This is a genomic window from Actinomadura chibensis NBRC 106107 (assembly GCF_001552135.1).
GTDB classification, from domain to species: domain Bacteria; phylum Actinomycetota; class Actinomycetes; order Streptosporangiales; family Streptosporangiaceae; genus Spirillospora; species Spirillospora chibensis.
Map to the genome: position 1 here is coordinate 95,490 of NZ_BCQP01000017.1, position 17,291 is coordinate 112,780.

A 17,291-nucleotide genomic window follows, 5' to 3' on the forward strand; every position below is an offset into this window, starting at 1 on the left:
AAGCCTGGACAAACGCCGGTCCAGGTCACGTGTTCGTTCCATGATGGCGTCCGTGCTCCCCGCCCTGCCGGGTCTCATGCCCTTTGCGGATCAATTGACTCATGCGGAGGGTCGGCGGGCATCCCGTGCCATACTTTTCGGTCATTGATCTTGTCTGGGGCACCATCCGATCGAACTAGTCAGTGCGTCCCAAAATACCTGCGGCGACTAAGCGTAACGGATAGGGGGCGTCCGTTACATACCGTGCACCACCGGAGTGCGTCCGGCGTCGTGTACGTCCTGCGCTTGCCGTGTTCATGTTCGGGTACCCCTTCGCCGGATACGTCGCCTAGTCTTCGGGGGAGTCATGGGCGGTACGCGCATGCGCGTGGGGAGCGATCGGGCTTCCACGGGATCAAGGAGCGTCGGAAGCTTGCGAGCAGAGCGACGGGAGCGGACGGACGTCCGCCGCGCCGTGACGATGATCACCGTGCCGCTGACCGCGGTCGCCCTGACCGCGGGGCCCGTCCTCGTGGCGGCGCCCGCGACCGCGGCGCCGACGGCCGCGGGGCCCACGGCCGACCCGGCGGGCCCGCTCGGCGGCCCGCAGCTCGCCGGCCGCGGCGTCGTCGTCAACCGGGCGCCCGGCGTGCCCGCGCTGCCGAAGATCAACGCGGGCTCCTACGTCGTCGCGGACGCCGACACCGGGGACGTCCTCGCCGCCAAGGACGCGCACGGCCGGTACCTCCCGGCCAGCACGATCAAGACGCTGACCGCGCTGGCGCTGATCCCGAAGCTGGACGCGAAGCGCCTCGTCCGGCCGTCGCAGCACGCCTGCGACGTGGAGGGCACCAAGGTCGGGCTGACGCCGAAGATGCAGTACAAGGTCTCCGACCTGTTCCACGCGATGCTGATGATGTCGGCCAACGACGCCGCGATGACGCTGGCCGAGGCCAACGGCGGCATGCGCAAGACGCTCGCCGACATGAACGCCGAGGCGAAGCGGATCAACGCGCACGACACCCTCGCCGGGTCGCCGAACGGGCTCGACACCGACCTCGGGCTGAACGTCCGCACCCAGCACACGTCGGCGTACGACCTGGCGCTCGTCCTGCGCGAGGGGATGCGGAACCCGGCCTACCTGTCCTACATGCGGGCGATCGACTTCAAGTTCCCGGCTCCGCCGACCAAGAAGGAGCTCAAGAAGGGCAAGAAGGTCGGCGGGTACCCGATCCACACCCACAACCACATGCTGCCGGGCGAGCGCGAGGCGTACGCCGGGATGATCGGCGGCAAGAACGGGTACACGGTCGCCGCGCAGCAGACGTTCGTCGCCGAGGCGCGGCGCGGCGGGCACACGGTCGTGATCGCGCTGATGAAGGCGGACCGGCCGCCGTCCCCGTACGCGGCCAAGCTGCTCGACTGGGGCTTCGCCGCGCGCGGCAAGGTGCAGCCGGTGGGCGTCCTCGTCGCGCCCGGCACCCCGAAGAGCTCGGAGAAGGACCGCGCCGACGGCATGCTGCCGGACGAGCCGCTCGCCTCCAACGGCACCGACCGGCTGTGGCTGCTCGTCGGCGGCGGGACGGTGGGCGCGCTGCTGGCGATCGCCGTCCTGTTCGTGGTGCTGCGGCGGCGCAGGCGGCTTGAGGGCCCGCGGTACCGGTCGGCGGCGGCGTCCGACGACCCCGGCCGCTGACCCCGCGCCCATCCTTCGGCCTGCGGTAAAGGTTCGTTCCCCGCCGGTCGCGGACGCTGGCCCGCGCGCCCGGGCGGGCCTAGGCTCGCGGTGGCGGGAAGGCGCGAGGGAAAGCGCGAAGGGAAGCCCGGCATGTCCGACATGTACGTCTGCACGTCCGACCGGCCCGCGCTCGAACATCCGAACGTCGCCCTGCTGAAGGACGGCTACACCGCCTTCGCCAAGGGCGACATGGGCCTGATCCGGGGGCTGCTCGCCGACGACGTCGTCCACCGCGTCCCGGGAAACGGGCCGCTCGCCGGGGAGTACCGGACGCCCGCCGAGGTGCTCGGCTTCTACGTCCGGCTGTTCGAGCTGTCCGGCGGGACGTTCCGCGCCGAGCCGTACGCGGTGATGGCGAACGAGGAGTACGGGGCGGCGCTCGTCCAGACCTACGCCGAGCGGCCGGGGCGCGTCCTCGACGGCCGCGCCGTCGACCTGTTCCGCCTCGCCGGCGGCCGGATCACCGAGATCCGGACGCTGGCCGAAGATCAGTACGCCGACGACGCCTTCTGGTCCTGACCCGGCGACGGCGGTTTCACCTCGGGCCGCGGCTCGGCCTCGGCCGGCGGTGCCGGCGCCGGCTCCTCGGCCGCCGCCAGCGCGTTGGCGTCCGGGCCGAGCCCGGCGTCGGCGTCGGCCGTGAGGACGACGCGGCGGGTCGCCGTCCAGGCGGCGACGAACAGCGTGAACCGGGACACGATGTTGATCCACACCATCAGCCCGACCAGGACGGCGAACGTGCCGTAGACGGGGTTCTGCGTCGTCCGCGCGAGGAGCAGCGAGGCGGTCTGCTTGAGGACCTCGAACCCGACCGCGCCGAACAGCGCGCCCCGGAAGATCCGCCGCCACGGCGCCCGCGTCCCCGACAGCCGGGTGAACAGCACCAGGAAGATCACGGTGTTGAACGCGGTCGCGCAGGCCAGCGACAGCAGCCGCAGGACGGTGCCCGCGCCGGGGACGTCCTGCAGCCCGACCCAGCCGAGGACGGTGTGCGTCGCCGACGTCGTCACCGTCGAGACCGCCATCCCGCAGATCAGCACGACGCCGAGGAACGCGAGGACGCCCACGTCCCACACCCGCTTGACGGCGAAGTTCCCGCCGCCGCCCGGCTCGTACCCCCACATGTCGCGCAGCGCCTCGCGCAGCACCTGCACCCAGCCCTGCCCGGTGACGAGCAGCGCGACGAGCCCGATGATCCCGACCGCCGTCTTGGACTGCGCGATCTGCTCGACCTGGAGGTCCTCGGACAGGCCGGGCAGCAGCGAGTTCACCGCCCGGACGAAGTAGTCGCGCGCCTGCGCGCTGATCCCGACGAGGTAGCCGAGCAGCGCGTACGCGAGCGCCAGCAGCGGGAAGAAGGACAGGAACCCGTAGCAGGTGAGGGCGGCGGCGAGCCGGTCGCCGCGCCGCTCCTGGTAGCGCCGCAGCGCCCGCGCCTGGTGGTCGACCCAGCGCCACCGCGCGCGGGCGCCGCGCAACGCGTCCTTCGCGCCGCCGAAAAGGGCGTCGGCCTTCCGCTGGACCCCGCTGATCGCCTGGCGCATGTACCGCAACGTACCCGGATGCGGTAACTCGATGCGGCAGACCGTAATCGAGTGGTAAACGACCGTCCGTGACCAGCGCGGACGGGCGCCGACGCGCTCGGCGGGCTCAGCCGCGGAAGACGAAGTCGCGCTGGGGGCGCCACACGCCGTCCAGCCCGTGCTCGTACAGGGCGAAGCCCCACACGTCGAAGTCGGCGCTGTAGGACGCCAGATCCTTGAACGCGCGGTCCATGACGTCGTCCGGGAGGTGGTGGGCGATCGTCACGTGCGGGTGGTACGGGAAGGGCAGCGGCCGGGCCAGCGGCCCCGACAGAACCCTTGCCTGGACGCGCTCGCAGCCGCCGATTCCTTCGGCGAGCGCGACGAACACGACCGGTGAGACCGGTCGGAACGTTCCGCTGCCGCGGAGCTTGATCTGGAACGGCCGCTCGGTGCGCGCGATCTCCCTGAGGTGCTCCTCGATGGCGGCGAGTTCGTCGTCGCCGACCTCGGTCGGCGGCAGCAGCGTGATGTGCGTCGGGATGGCGTGCGCCATCGGGTCGCCGAACGAGGCGCGCCTGGCCTGCAGGAACGCGCCGTGCGGGTCGGGGATCGGGATGGCGACGCCGATCGCGCGCACTCCCCCGCCGGGCGCGGCGGGCACAGGGGACACAGCAGGCACAGGGGGCACAGCGGACGCGGCGGCCGCGGGGGGCACCTCGTTCGGGCCCTCCGCGGCTCCGTCGCGGGGCGTTCCGGGGGGTGCGGGGGGGCGCCCCCCCGCATCGTTCGCGCGCGCCGGACGGTCAGCGGCCACGTCCCACGAATCCCACCCGTTCGCGCACGGTCTCCATCGTCCGCGCGGCGACCTCGGACGCGCGGTCCGCGCCCCGCCGGAGCAGCGCGTCGAGGTGCCGCTCGTCGTCCAGCAGCGTGAGCGTGCGCTCCCTGATCGGCGCGAAGGTGTCGAGGACGACCTGCGCGAGGTCCTTCTTGAACTGCCCGTACCCGGAGCCCGCGTAGCGCTTCTCCAGGTCGGGCACGGAGGCGCCCTCCAGCGCGGAGTAGATCCGCAGCAGGTTGGTGACCCCGGGCTTCTTCTCCTCGTCGTAGACGACCTCGGAGCCGGTGTCGGTGACCGCGCGCATGATCTTCTTGCGCATGGGGCCGGGCTCCTCCAGGACGTCGATGATCCCCTGCGGGGACGACGCCGACTTGCTCATCTTGGCGTCCGGCTCCTGCAGGTCGGTGATCTTCGCGGCGCCGGGCGGGATGTGCGCCTCGGGCAGCACGAACGTCTCCCCGAACCGGTGGTTGAAACGCTGCGCGAGCGTCCGGGTCAGCTCCAGGTGCTGGCGCTGGTCCTCGCCGACCGGCACCCGCAGCGCCCGCTCGCCCTCGCCCGGCTCGGGCGAGTACAGCAGGATGTCGGCGGCCTGGAGGATCGGGTAGGTGAACAGGCCGACGCTCGTCCCGCCCGTGCCCTGCTTGGCCGACTTGTCCTTGAACTGGGTCATCCGCCCGGCCTCGCCGAACCCGGTGAGGCAGCCGAGCACCCAGGCCAGCTCCGCGTGCTCGGGGACGTGGCTCTGCACGAACACGGTGGCGCGGTCGGGGTCGAGGCCCATCGCGAAGAGCTGCGCGGCGGCGACCAGCGTCCGGCGGCGCAGCACGGCGGGGTCGTGCTCGACGGTGATCGCGTGCAGGTCGACCACGCAGTAGAAGGCGTCGTGCGTGTCCTGCATGGCGACCCACTGCCGCAACGCGCCCAGGTAGTTGCCGAGGTGGAACGAGTCGGCGGTGGGCTGGATGCCGGACAGCACGCGCGGGGTGAGCGCGCCGCCGGGCCGGGACGCGCCGGGAGCGGCGGGGCTGGACGCTTCGGACATGTGCACGGACCGATTCTCTCAGGCGCCGCCCGAGGCGCCGCCGCGGGTGGCCCCACCCGGCGCGCGGCCCGCCGCCCGCCCGCTGCCGCCGCCGGTCGCGGGACCGGTGGCGGAGCCGGAGGCGGCCGGGCCCGTGCCGGCGGGACCGGTCGCGGCCTGGCCGGTGGCGGCGGGGCCGACGGCCGCCCGCGGGGTCGCGGGCGGCGTGCCGGGCGGCGCCGCCGCGGCCTGCGGCGGCGTCGCCCGCGGGGTGACGCGCACGCGGGCCACCCGGCGGCCGTCCATCCGGGCCACCGCGAGGCGGTGCCCGGCGGCGTCCACCGAGTCGCCCTCGGCGGGCACGCGGCGGAGCACCGCCATGATGTGCCCGGCGACCGTCTCGTAGGGCCCGGCGGGCAGCCGGATACCGGTCTCGGCGGCGAAGTCGTCGAGGTTGAGCAGGCCGTCGACCTCGACCACGCCGCCGTGCAGGCGCCGCGCCTGCGCGTCCTGGACATCATATTCGTCGCGGATGTCGCCGATGAGCTCCTCCACGAGGTCCTCCAGGGTGACGATCCCGGCCACGCCTCCGTACTCGTCCATGACGATCGCGAGGTGGCAGCCCTCGCGGCGCATCTCCGACAGCGCGGGCAGGACGCGCTTGGTCGGCGGCAGGAACTTCACCGGCCGCACCAGCTCGCCCACGGGGGCGTCCGCCGCGGGCGGGTCCGGGGCCAGCAGGTCGCGGATGTGGACGAACCCGATCACCTCGTCGTGCGAGTCGCGGCAGACCGGGAACCGGGAGTGCGGGCTCCCGGCGGCGGCCCGCGCGGCGTCCGACAGCGGCTGCGCGGCGTCCAGGAACACGACCTCGGTGCGCGGGACGAGCACCTCCCGCAGCGGCCGCTCCCCCGCCGCGAACACCTCCTCGATCAGGGCGCGCTCGTCCGGGGTCAGCTGGGTGTTCCGGGCGACGAGCGCCCGCATCCGCTCCGCGGTCAGCTCCTCGCGCAGCGTGTCGGGGTCGGCGCCCGACAGCCGCACGACGAGGTCGGCCGCGCCCGACAGCAGCCACAGCAACGGCCGGGCGGCCCCGCTGGGCCGCCGCGACGGCGTCCCGTCCATGACTTCAGCGTTCCCCGTCCCGTGTTGCGGATAGCCTGGCCTGACCCCGCCGTAAGAGAGTCGTCTCATGGAGGTCCATTCGTGAAGCTGCTCGTCACCGGAGGCGCCGGCTACATCGGCAGCGTCGTCTCCGCTCTTCTCCTGGAGGCGGGGCACGAGGTCGTCGTGCTCGACGACCTGTCCACCGGGCACGAGGACGCGGTGCCGGAGGGCGCCCGGCTGGTGCGCGGCACGCTCCGCGACACCGCGGCGGACGTCCTCGCGGGCGCCGGGTTCGAGGCCGTCCTGCACTTCGCCGCGAAGTCCCTGGTCGGCGAGTCCGTGCAGAAGCCCGGCCTGTACTGGGACAAGAACCTCGGCGAGTCGCTGGCCCTGCTGGAGGCGATGCGCGTCGCGGGCGTCCCGCGGATCGTGTTCTCCTCCACGGCCGCGACGTACGGGGAGCCGGAGTCGACGCCGATCCTGGAGACCGACCCGACCCGTCCGACGAACCCGTACGGGGCGTCCAAGCTGGCGATCGACACGGCCCTCGCCGAGTACGCGCGACTGCACGGCCTCGGCGGCGTGTCGCTGCGGTACTTCAACGTGGCGGGCGCCTACGGGCGGCACGGCGAGCGCCACGCGGTCGAGACGCACCTGATCCCGAACGTGCTGAAGATCGCGCAGGGCGACGGCGACGCCGTGAAGATGTTCGGCGACGACTACCCGACGCCGGACGGGACGTGCGTCCGCGACTACATCCATGTGACCGACCTCGGCCGTGCCCACCTGCTCGCGCTGGACGCGTGCGCGCCCGGCTCCCACCAGATCTTCAACCTCGGCAGCGGGACGGGCAACTCCGTCCGCGAGGTCGTCGAGGCGTGCCGCGAGGTGACCGGCCGCGAGATCCCGGCCGAGGTGGCGCCGCGCCGCGACGGCGACCCGGCGGTGCTGGTCGCCTCGTCCGAGAAGATCCGGGCCGAGCTCGGCTGGAAGCCCGAGCGCGACCTGCGCACCATGATCGACGACGCGTGGACGTTCCTGCGCTCCCGGTGACCGGGGCGCTCGAAGCGGCGTTCGCGGACGCGTTCGGGCGCGCGCCCGAGGGCGTCTGGCGGGCGCCGGGACGCGTGAACCTGATCGGCGAGCACACCGATTACAACGACGGGCTCGTCCTGCCGTTCGCCATTTCGCAGGGGATCTCCGTCGCGGGGGCGCGGCGCGACGACGGCGTGGTCGAGGTCCGGTCGCGGCAGGCGGCGACGGCGGTGTCCGCGCCGGTCGGCGGCGGGACGGTCGTGTCCGAGGGCTGGCCCGCCGACCGCGCCTGGGCCGCCTACCCGGTCGGCGTCGCGCGGGTGCTGCGCGAGCGCGGGACGGGCGGCGCGTCCCTGCTGATCGACTCCGACCTGCCGCGCGGCGCGGGCCTCGCGTCGTCGGCGGCGCTGGAATGCGCGACCGCGCTGGCCCTGTGCGACCTGCACGGGGTGCGGATCGACCGTCCCGAGCTGGCCCGGCTGGCGCAGCGCGCCGAGAACGAGCAGGCCGGGACCCCCTGCGGGCCCATGGACCAGGCGGTGTCCCTGCTGTGCGAGGCCGGGCGCGCGCTGCTGCTCGACTGCCGCAGCGGGCTGTCGTCGCGCGTGCCGCTCGACCCGGCCGCCGCCGGGCTGGCGCTCATCGTCGTCGACACCCGCGCCGCGCACGCGCTGACCGGCGGCGAGTACGGGCGCCGCCGCGCCGAGTGCGAGGAGGCCGCCGCGCTGCTCGGCGTCCCCGCGCTCCGCGACGTGACGGACCTGCCCGCCGCGCTCGGCGCGCTCCGCGATCCGGTGCTGCGGCGGCGCGTCCAGCACGTCGTGACCGAGAACCACCGGGTCGAGGCCGCCGTGGGCCTGCTGCGCGCCGGGGCCGCCGCCGAGCTCGGCGCGATGCTGAACGCGTCGCACCTGTCGCTGCGCGACCAGTTCGAGGTGTCCTGGCCGGAGGCCGACGCGGCCGTCGACGCCGCCCTGCGCGCGGGCGCGCGCGGCGGGCGCATGATCGGCGGCGGGTTCGGCGGGTCGGTGCTCGTCCTCGCCCCGGCGGGCCGGGCGGACCGGGTCAGGGACGCCGTCGCCGCCGCCTACGACCGGCGCGGCTGGGCGTCCCCCCGGTTCATCGACGCCGTCCCGTCCGGGGGCGCGGACCGCCTCAGCCCTCCGGGTCCTCCGCCAGCGCGGCCCTGATGTCGTCGCGGAGGGTCGCGGCCTCCTCGGCCGGGCCCTTCTCGTCCAGGGCGGTGAAGCCGTCCACGGCGGCGGACGCGTGCTCGGCTGCCTCCTGGAGCCGTCCCGCCTGGGCGAGGATGCGGGACTGGTCGTAGGACAGCAGCGCCGTCTCCCAGATCCGGGCGGGCTCGTTGTCGGCGGGCAGCCCGGCCAGCGCGGCGCGGGCCGTCTCCGCCGCCGTGACGGCGCCGTCCCGGTCGCCGCTCCACAGCAGGCACATCGCGTACCGGCGGCGGGTGCGGACGACGCCGTACGGGTCGCCCGCCTTCTCGTACGCGGCGGCCGCCTCGGCGTACCGCTCGGCGGCCTGGGCGTCGCGGTCGAGGTCGGTGAGGACGTCGGCGGCCTCGTTGAGGAAGTGCGCGACGGCGTCCGGACGCCCGGCCTCGGCGGCGTCCTCGGCCAGCGCCTCGAACGACACGGCGGCGTCCGCCTCGCGCAGCTCCTTCTGCGCGTGCGCGAGGATCAGGCGGCAGCGGCGCTCCGCGTCGGGGTCGCCCGCGTCGGCGAACCCGGGCAGCGCGGGCAGCGCCTCCTCGGCGGTCTCGGCCGCCTCCAGGTGCCGGCCGGTCGACAGGTACGCGGCGGCGAGGTCGACCCGGAGGTGGACGGCCCGCATCGGCATGCCCTCGGCCGTCCAGCCCGCGATGCCCTCGACGAGGTCGGGGATCGCGTCGCCCGGACGGTCCTTGGCCAGCAGCGCCAGCCCCCGCTCGGTGTGCGCCGCCGCCCGCATCGGGGACGGCCCGGCGAGCGCGCCGAGCGCCTCGTCGAACAGCGCGAACGTCTCGTCGTCCGCGCCGCCCTCGCGGCGGGCGAGGGTGCGGGCGAGCAGGAGCGCGGGCGCGGCGACCTCCTCGCGGTCCTCGGACCCGCGCGCCGCCTCCGCGGATTTGCGCAACGCGGCGACCGCGTCGTCCACCTCCCCGGACATCAGCAGCGCCTGCGCGCGGACGAACCAGTACTCGCCCGCCCGGTCGGCGCCGTCGCCGTCCAGGCCGGCCCGGTCGAGCACGGCGAGCGCCTCGGCGGGCTGCTCCAGCTCCACGTGCGCGGTCGCGAGCCGCAGGAGCGTCCCGACCGCGTCGCCCTCCCCGGTCGGGTGCGCCGCGAAGTACTCGGCGGCGGCGGCCATGTCGGCGAGGCCGCGCCCCTCGCCCGCCTTCGCGCGCATCGCGCCGAGGCGGCTGAGGACCCGGTGCCGGTTCGCCTCGTCGCCCAGTTCCTCGAACATCGCGAACGCGCGTTCCCAGCAGTCGACGGCGGCCTGGTCGCGGTTCGCCACGGCGTGCTGGACGCCCTCGCCGTCCAGGCGGCGGGCCCGCTGCAGCGGCGTCGGCTCCGCCGTCTCGGCGAGGACGTCGAACCGCCGCCACGCCGCCATCGCGCGGTCCAGGCCGGGCCGGTTGCGCCGCGCGTCGGCGATGTCGAGCAGCGCGTCGAAGTCGTCGATCGAGCCGAGGTCGTCGCCGGGCCCGTCCTGCGGGACGCTCTCCGGCCGCGGCGCGGGAGCCGGGCGGCGGTGGTGCGCCGCCAGCGGGACGTAGTCGAAGACCTCCTCGCCCGCCAGCGTCGCGCGCACCTTGTCGCCCTGGCAGGACGTCCCGTTGCGGGCGTCGAACCGGGCGGCCAGCTCCGTCGCGCGCTCCGCCAGCTCGGCCCGCAGCTCCGGCACCGGCACGTCCGCGGCCGGGCCGTCCCCGGGGCCGCGCCGCCGGACGGCCAGCCCGCCGTGCCCGGCCGCCTCCACCCGCGCGAGGACGAGCGCCGCCGCCGCGCAGAACTCCATCTCCGCGTGCGTGCTCGGCGCCTTGTCGAGCCACCCGATGTGCCGCTGGAGGATCTCCAGCCCGCGCGCCTCGTTGCCGGTGATCGCGCAGAACTCCAGGTGCTCGGCGATGTCGCCGAGGTCGGCGAGGCGCCCCCGGTGGACGCGGTAGGCGCGGCGGTGGGCGTCGGCGGCCTGCTCGGGGCGGTCCGTGCGCAGGTAGACGGGCAGGAGCGTGGTCTGCATCGACTGCGGCTGCTCGTTGCAGGACAGCCGCGCGCTCAGCACCGGCGCGGCCACCTCGAACGCCTCCTCGTACCGGCCCGCCTCCACCAGGTGGCGGGCCATGCCGGTCGGGTCGCAGCCCTCGCAGTCGGACAGCTCGTCCCGCTCGGCCGCGCGCCATTTCGTGTACCACTCGTCCGCCGAGCCGTCGCCGACGTGCCGCGCCACGATGTTGCGGTAGTGGTAGACCGCCTGGAGGCTGTGCCCGCCCGCCTTGTAGCGGCGCTCCATGTCGTCCAGGACCGCGTAGGTGCGGTCGAGCGGGATCTCGGGGAACAGGGTCAGCGAGCTGACGGCCGCCTTCATCTGCCACATCAGGCCGTGCGTCTCGTCGAAGCGGGCCGGGTCGCGGTCGTGGTCGGCGAGCGTCCGGCTGAACGTCGCGAACGCCTTCAGGGGCTCGCCTCCGTACCGGTACGCGTTCGTCAGCCGGACCCGGACCTGGAACGCCAGGACCTCGTCGCCCGCCGCCTCCGCGCGGCGGAGCGCGTCCTCGACCAGGACGGTGCGGGCCTCGCCGTAGGGCAGTTCCTCCGCCCGCCCCATCAGGGCGTAGACGTCTTCGGTGGGATCGCTGGTCACTCGGGAGCCTCCGGGGAGTGGACGGCCCATTCCAGCAGGCCGATGAAGGAACGGTTCAGCACCGCCGTGTCGGCGGGCCGCAGCGGATGGTGGCCGAGCAGCAGCGCCTGCCCGTAGAGCGCCTGGACGGCCAGCTCCACCAGCTCGGTCCGGTTCGCCCGCGGGGCCGTCTCCGCACCGTCGGCGGGCCCGCCGACGCCGAGGGACGTGACGCGCCGCGCCAGCGGGTTGCGGTAGTTCAGCACCAGTTGCGGGCGCTCGATCCCGGCGCTCGCGCCGACCGCGCCGAGGACGTCGGCCCACAGCGCGTCCGCCTCCTCCCGCGCCCGCTTCAGCTCCTCGCGGAACTGCGCGTCGCGGCTGGTCAGGAACAGCGCGGGCAGCGACGCCGGGTCGAACTCGCGGACCACGACCTCGCAGCCGAGCCGCTCCACCGCGCGCTGCGCCGCCGCGAGGAACGGCCGCAGCGCGAGCTCGGCCGCCGGGTCGAGGACGCCGAACGTCGTGGTCAGCTCGGCCGCCTCCAGCCGGGACAGCCGGATGTCGGGGTCCAGGTCGGGCAGCCGCTCGATGATCTCGGTGTCGTGGACGTAGCCGCCGTTGACGAGCCCGACGCCCTGCGCGCCCGCCACCGCCGACAGCCGGCGGAACTCCTCCACGCTCGCGGTGTAGCGGCCGTCCGGGTGGCGGCGGCGGAACTCGCTCAGCGTCATCGGCCCGGCGGACGTCTCGTAGTCCAGCCACCGGTCGACGATCCGCAGCATCTCGTCGTCGTGCAGCGCCATCGCCTTCACGCCGAGCTGGTGCAGCCGCAGGAACGCCCGCAGCCGGGACGGGTCGGTCTCCGCGAGCGTCACGAGCCACTGCCGCAGCGCGCCGCCGAGGCCCTGCCGCGCCGAGTCGAGCAGCTCGTCCTCGTAGAGGGCCTCGCGGCTCGCGGTCGGCCGCAGCTCGCCCGCGTCCACGACGCAGCGCGCGAAGAACGCCCACTCGGGCAGCAGCCCCTCGACGCTCTCGGCCAGCAGCATCCGCTTCAGGTACACGCGGTGGGACGCGCGGGCCGCCGGGGACACCGGGTCGGGCAGGATGAACGCGACGCCGGTCAGGCCCGCCTCGGGCACCTCCAGGTCGACGACGTCGAACGGCACGAAGCCGTAGAGGTCTTCGCAGTACCGCTCCAGCGCGCGGCGGCGCGCCGCCGGGTCGCGGTGCGTCACCTGCCAGGGCGGGCCGTCGCCGGTGATCGGCACGCCGTCCACGACCAGCTCGACGGGGAGCAGCGAGCCGTAGCCGCGGGCCAGCTCGGCCACGACCGGCGGGCTCAGCAGCTCCGCCGACCCCGGCCGGGCGCGCAGCGTGACCGTCGTGCCCGGCGCGTCGCGCTCGGCGGGCTCGACCCGGTAGCTGCCCTCGGAGCGGCCCGTCCAGCGGACGGCGGCGCCGCCCCGCGCGGACCTCGTCACGACCTCGATCTCGTCCGCGACGAGGAACGCCGACAGCAGCCCGATGCCGAACTGGCCGAGGAAGTCGTGCCGGGCGAAGCCCAGCTCGTCCCGCTTGGACGAGCGGCCGATCGTCGCGAGCAGCGTGTGGACCTCGTCGGCGGTCAGCCCGATGCCGTCGTCGTGGACGCGGAGCGTCCCGCCCGAGGTCTCGATCTCGACCCGGCCGCCGTCGCCGCCGCGCGCGGTGATCGCGTCCACCGCGTTCTGCAGCAGTTCCCGCAGGTAGACCCGCGGGCTCGCGTAGAGATGCCGGCTCAGCAGATCCACCACGCCGCGTAGATCGACCTGGAATGCCTGTTCCGCCACGGGCGCGCCTCCCCGATCACCTTTCTTGGCGATCACACCCTAGCGACCGGTACGGACCACTTCCGATCAATTCCTCGACACTCGGCAGAACGTGCCAACCCCGCGGGCGCGGGGCGAGGCCGTCCGGGCGGCGGACGGAAAAGGCCCTCCGGACGCGCCGCCCCGAGGATCCGGGGCACGCGCGTCCGGAGGGCCGGGCGCCCGCGTCAGGTCAGATGAGGCCGAGCTTGCGGACGGCGTCGCGCTCCTCCGCCAGCTCGTTCACCGAGGCGTCGATCCGGGCGCGGGAGAAGTCGTCGATCTCCAGGCCCTGGACGATCTCCCACTTGCCGTCCTTCGTCGTGACGGGGAAGGACGAGATGAGGCCCTCGGGGACGCCGTAGGAGCCGTCCGAGACGACGGCCATGGACGTCCAGTCGCCGTCCGCCGTGCCGTTCACCCACGTGTGCACGTGGTCGATCGCGGCGGACGCGGCCGACGCCGCCGACGACGCGCCGCGCGCCTCGATGATCGCCGCGCCGCGCTTGGCGACGGTCGGGATGAAGTCGTCCTCCAGCCAGGACTGGTCGTTGACGGTCTCGGCCGCGCTCTTGCCGGCGATCTCCGCGTGGAAGAGGTCCGGGTACTGGGTCGCGGAGTGGTTGCCCCAGATCGTCATCCTGCGGATGTCGGCGACCGAGACGCCCGCCTTCTTCGCGAGCTGCGCGAGGGCGCGGTTGTGGTCGAGGCGCGTCATCGCGGTGAACCGCTCGGCCGGGACGTCCGGCGCGTGCTGCTGGGCGATCAGCGCGTTCGTGTTGGCCGGGTTCCCGACGACCAGGACCTTCACGTCGTCCGCCGCGCCCGCGTTGATCGCCTCGCCCTGCGGCTTGAAGATCCCGCCGTTGGCCTCCAGCAGGTCGCCGCGCTCCATGCCCTTCGTCCGGGGCCGGGCGCCGACGAGCAGGGCCACGTTCGCGCCCTCGAACGCCTTGGTCGGGTCGTCGAAGATGTCGGTGCCGGCGAGCAGCGGGAACGCGCAGTCGTCCAGCTCCATCGCGGTGCCCTCGGCGGCCTTCACCGCCTGCGGAATCTCCAGCAGCCGCAGCCGGACGGGGACGTCCGCGCCGAGGAGCTGCCCGGACGCGATGCGGAACAGCAGCGCGTAGCCGATCTGGCCCGCGGCGCCGGTGACGGTGACGGTGACTGGGGTGCGCGTCATTTCCTTCTTCATCCTCTGCTGTGACTCGGCTGGTGATGACCGGAGCCCGCCGCCGCGCGGGTTCTCTCGCCGTCGAGATAGTTCGGGGTTCAGGCTATCGCGCGCCCCGGGCCCGCCACCGCGCAGGTGCGCAACCCGGCATGGCGCGCACAGCGCGCGCACGGGGCGGGTGCGGAGCGCGCATGGGGAAGGCCGCCCCGGAACGTCTCCGGGACGGCCTTCGAAGACCGGGGCGGGTCAGCCGTTGATCTTCTTCTGGAGGTTGGTGTCGAGCGCCTCCAGGAAGCCCTGCGTGGTCAGGAAGGGGGTGGAGTCGCCGACGAGGAGCGCCAGGTCCTTGGTCATCTGGCCCGACTCGACCGTCTCGACACAGACTCGCTCCAGCGAGTGGGCGAAGTCCACGACCTCGGGCTGGTTGTCGAGCTTGCCGCGGTGCTCGAGGCCGCGGGTCCAGGCGAAGATCGACGCGATCGGGTTGGTCGACGTCGGCTTGCCCTGCTGGTGCTGCCGGTAGTGGCGGGTCACCGTGCCGTGCGCGGCCTCGGCCTCGACCGTCTTGCCGTCCGGGGTCATCAGGACGGACGTCATCAGGCCCAGCGAGCCGAACCCCTGCGCGAGCGTGTCGGACTGGACGTCGCCGTCGTAGTTCTTGGCGGCCCAGACGAAGCCGCCCTCCCACTTGAGCGCCGCCGCGACCATGTCGTCGATGAGGCGGTGCTCGTAGGTGAGGCCCTTGGCCTCGAACTCGGCCTTGAACTCCGACTCGTAGATCTCCTGGAAGATGTCCTTGAACCGGCCGTCGTAGGCCTTCAGGATCGTGTTCTTCGTGGACATGTACAGCGGCATCCCGCGCTCCAGCGCGTACCGCATCGTCGCCCGCGCGAAGTCGCGGATGGACGAGTCGTAGTTGTACATGCCCATCGCGACGCCGCCGCCGGGGAAGTCGGCGATCTCGAACTCCATCGGCTCGCCCTCGTCGGACGGCGTGTAGGTGATCGTCACCTTGCCGGGGCCGGGCACGACGAAGTCGGTGGCGCGGTACTGGTCGCCGTGGGCGTGGCGGCCGATGATGATGGGCTTCGTCCAGCCGGGGACGAGCCGGGGGATGTTGGAGCAGATGATCGGCTCACGGAACACCACGCCGCCCAGGATGTTGCGGATCGTCCCGTTCGGGGACCGCCACATCTTCTTCAGGCCGAACTCCTCGACGCGCGCCTCGTCGGGGGTGATGGTCGCGCACTTCACGCCGACGCCGTGCTCCTGGATGGCCTTGGCCGCGTCCACCGTGACCTGGTCGTCCGTGGCGTCACGGTGCTCGATCCCCAGGTCGTAGTACTTCAGGTCAACGTCGAGGTAGGGCAGGATCAACTGGTCCTTGATGAATTTCCAGATGATCCGGGTCATCTCGTCGCCGTCGAGCTCGACGACCGGGCCCGCTACTTTGATCTTGGGCATGCTGCTGCTGTCCCTTTCCTACACCTGGCCAGCTAGTGAGCTGTTCCTCATCCTGCCGCGGGCGAGGGGCGGTGTCGGCCGTCCGGTTCGCGCCGGATGAGAAGAGACTCAGTCCTTGTAAGGCTCAACTGGCAAGGCTAGCCGAGGCGCCCGGAAGGTCTGGACCCGGCCACCGCCCACCCTCGACGAAACACCCTCTGACCTGGGGCGATGCCCTACTTAGGTGAGCCTTCCCGGCGTCCGGCGAGCAGCAGCCGCGCGCCGCGCACGACCATCGTCAGCAGGATCAGCACCCCGAACGCCCCGGCGAGGATGAGCCCCGGCTTGTTCATCGGCGGGATGCTGAGCGCGACGAACGCGACCATCTCGCCGAGGATGACGAGCGTCCAGCAGTCGATGGAGCGGCTGCGGACGGCGAGCGGCCCGAGCTGCGACTCCGGCAGCAGGAGCCGGGCGAGCGCGCCGAGCAGCAGCGCCGCGGCCATCAGCCCCGACCCCTTGCGGAAGTAGTTGAACGCGCAGAGCGTGAGGCCCGCGCCGACGCCGCTGAGGACGAGGAGGTACGGGAGCTGCGCGAGCCAGTGCGGGGCCGCCTCCCTGCGGCGCGGGGCCTTGCGGCGGCGCCTGCGCACCTCGGTGCTCATGGGCTTCACGGTATAGCGATTCGGCCCACCGCACGACATCGGGCGGACCACCGTCCCGCAGGGGTGGGACGGGTGGGGCGCGGGTGATGTCCGAGAGGCCGGAATCCCTTGCGCCATCGTGCCTACTCGCCAGTAGGAGGGTGTGACCACACGGCGCCCGGGTAACCCGGCAGACAGGGGTCGCTAACTAGCTGGGAGGACTGCCGTGGAGGGGCCGTTCATGCGGATCGAGGACAGCGGGCTGGTGGTGCCGCTGCGCCCCGACGTTACGACGGTCGGGAGAGGGAGAGGAGTGGATATCCGCCTCGACGACCCGAGTGTGTCCCGTTTGCACGCTGAGATCGTCCGACGCGGTCCGTACGTCTACGTGGTGGACATGGGCCTGTCCCGCAACGGGACCCGCGTCAACGGGCGGCCGATCGCCCGCAGAGTCCTGGAGGACGGCGACGTCGTGAGCTTCGGCACGGCGCGCTGCCGGATGGGGGGCATCCCCCGTGAGGAGGTCGACCCGGACGTCGAACTGCGGCGCGCGGTCGCGCCGGAGCTCACCCGACGCGAGGTCGACGTGCTGACCTCGCTGTGCCGTCCAGCCCTGTCCGACGAGGCGTTCGTGGCCCCCGCCACGGCGCGCGACATCGCCGGGGAGCTGGTCGTCACCGAGGCCGCCGTCAAGCAGCACCTGCTGCGCCTCTACCAGAAGTTCCGGATTCCCGAGGGCGCCAACCGGCGGACCAGGCTCGCCAACGAGGTCATCGCGATGGGCCTCGTCCGGCCGCTGCCGCCGGTGCACGTCCCGCAGGGCCGCCCTCCGATGGACGGCCGCGTACCGGGGGTCCGGGGCACGGCCGAGACGCGGCGGGCGGGCGCGCCGCACGCCCACCACACCGGCGCCCGCCCGGCGCCGAGCCCGGCGGGACGGAGGGCGAGCTGAGGTAGATCCGCGGTCGCCCTCGACGGCAGCGCGACTGGAGGGCGATCGCTTGACCCGGCCGACGGGGCCGCGCAAGTGACGGCGCGGCTCCGTCCGGCAGGAGGAACGAAGGCGGGAGCCGCCACCGGGGTG

Annotated in this window: 14 protein-coding genes; 5 read left to right on the forward strand and 9 right to left on the reverse strand. The window is 73.7% G+C overall.

Annotated elements, in window-relative coordinates; genetic code table 11:
• Window positions 1–412: 412 nt before the first annotated feature.
• Complete coding sequence (locus tag ACH01S_RS10855; protein WP_246236430.1) at window positions 413–1,675, forward strand: D-alanyl-D-alanine carboxypeptidase family protein; 1,263 nt, start codon at window positions 413–415, stop codon at window positions 1,673–1,675.
• Between the two features lie 132 nt (window positions 1,676–1,807).
• On the forward strand, window positions 1,808–2,236 hold the full coding sequence (locus ACH01S_RS10860) for a nuclear transport factor 2 family protein (RefSeq protein WP_083980546.1): 429 nt from the start codon (window positions 1,808–1,810) through the stop codon (window positions 2,234–2,236).
• On the opposite strand, the gene ACH01S_RS10865 is transcribed toward ACH01S_RS10860, so the two are convergent.
• The 4 genes from ACH01S_RS10865 to ACH01S_RS10880 all read right to left on the reverse strand — a co-directional run bounded on the left by ACH01S_RS10865 (window position 2,206) and on the right by ACH01S_RS10880 (window position 6,233).
• Entirely contained in the window at window positions 2,206–3,261 is a 1,056-nt protein-coding gene (locus ACH01S_RS10865) for a YihY/virulence factor BrkB family protein (RefSeq protein WP_067888812.1), read from the reverse strand. The two genes, ACH01S_RS10860 and ACH01S_RS10865, sit on opposite strands and share 31 nt — an antisense overlap.
• Window positions 3,262–3,367: 106 nt before the next feature.
• Window positions 3,368–3,913, reverse strand: coding sequence for a 2'-5' RNA ligase family protein (locus tag ACH01S_RS10870; RefSeq protein ID WP_246236431.1), 546 nt, complete (start codon window positions 3,911–3,913; stop codon window positions 3,368–3,370).
• Between the two features lie 133 nt (window positions 3,914–4,046).
• Window positions 4,047–5,129, reverse strand: a complete 1,083-nt coding sequence (gene trpS / locus ACH01S_RS10875; protein ID WP_067889746.1) for a tryptophan--tRNA ligase — start codon at window positions 5,127–5,129, stop codon at window positions 4,047–4,049.
• A gap of 18 nt (window positions 5,130–5,147) precedes the next feature.
• A complete protein-coding gene (locus ACH01S_RS10880) occupies window positions 5,148–6,233 on the reverse strand; it encodes a hemolysin family protein (RefSeq protein WP_067888817.1) in 1,086 nt (361 codons plus the stop codon).
• Between the two features lie 81 nt (window positions 6,234–6,314).
• Between ACH01S_RS10880 and galE the strand changes: the two genes are divergently transcribed.
• The gene (gene galE, locus ACH01S_RS10885; protein ID WP_067888820.1) at window positions 6,315–7,268 is read left to right on the forward strand and encodes a UDP-glucose 4-epimerase GalE; all 954 of its coding nucleotides are present in this window, start codon (window positions 6,315–6,317) and stop codon (window positions 7,266–7,268) included.
• Window positions 7,244–8,440 (forward strand): galactokinase, encoded by a 1,197-nt coding sequence (gene galK / locus ACH01S_RS10890; RefSeq protein WP_246236432.1) that lies wholly within the window; start codon window positions 7,244–7,246, stop codon window positions 8,438–8,440. The genes galE and galK overlap by 25 nt, the downstream gene beginning before the upstream one ends.
• Here the strand turns inward: galK and ACH01S_RS43355 are convergent.
• The 5 genes from ACH01S_RS43355 to ACH01S_RS10915 all read right to left on the reverse strand — a co-directional run bounded on the left by ACH01S_RS43355 (window position 8,406) and on the right by ACH01S_RS10915 (window position 16,228).
• Window positions 8,406–11,117, reverse strand: coding sequence for a hypothetical protein (locus ACH01S_RS43355; RefSeq protein ID WP_067888826.1), 2,712 nt, complete (start codon window positions 11,115–11,117; stop codon window positions 8,406–8,408). The genes galK and ACH01S_RS43355 overlap by 35 nt on opposite strands.
• Complete coding sequence (locus tag ACH01S_RS10900; protein ID WP_067888829.1) at window positions 11,114–12,928, reverse strand: HSP90 family protein; 1,815 nt, start codon at window positions 12,926–12,928, stop codon at window positions 11,114–11,116. The genes ACH01S_RS43355 and ACH01S_RS10900 overlap by 4 nt, the downstream gene beginning before the upstream one ends.
• A 211-nt stretch (window positions 12,929–13,139) precedes the next feature.
• Window positions 13,140–14,129 (reverse strand): malate dehydrogenase, encoded by a 990-nt coding sequence (locus ACH01S_RS10905; RefSeq protein WP_067888832.1) that lies wholly within the window; start codon window positions 14,127–14,129, stop codon window positions 13,140–13,142.
• A gap of 237 nt (window positions 14,130–14,366) precedes the next feature.
• Window positions 14,367–15,584, reverse strand: coding sequence for an NADP-dependent isocitrate dehydrogenase (locus tag ACH01S_RS10910; protein WP_067888836.1), 1,218 nt, complete (start codon window positions 15,582–15,584; stop codon window positions 14,367–14,369).
• Between the two features lie 215 nt (window positions 15,585–15,799).
• Complete coding sequence (locus ACH01S_RS10915) at window positions 15,800–16,228, reverse strand: DUF3017 domain-containing protein (RefSeq protein WP_067888838.1); 429 nt, start codon at window positions 16,226–16,228, stop codon at window positions 15,800–15,802.
• Window positions 16,229–16,433: 205 nt separating this feature from the next.
• Between ACH01S_RS10915 and ACH01S_RS10920 the strand changes: the two genes are divergently transcribed.
• Window positions 16,434–17,159 carry an FHA domain-containing protein gene (locus ACH01S_RS10920; protein ID WP_083980548.1) on the forward strand — a complete coding sequence of 242 codons (726 nt, stop codon included), beginning with the start codon at window positions 16,434–16,436 and terminating at the stop codon, window positions 17,157–17,159.
• Window positions 17,160–17,291 lie beyond the last annotated feature (132 nt).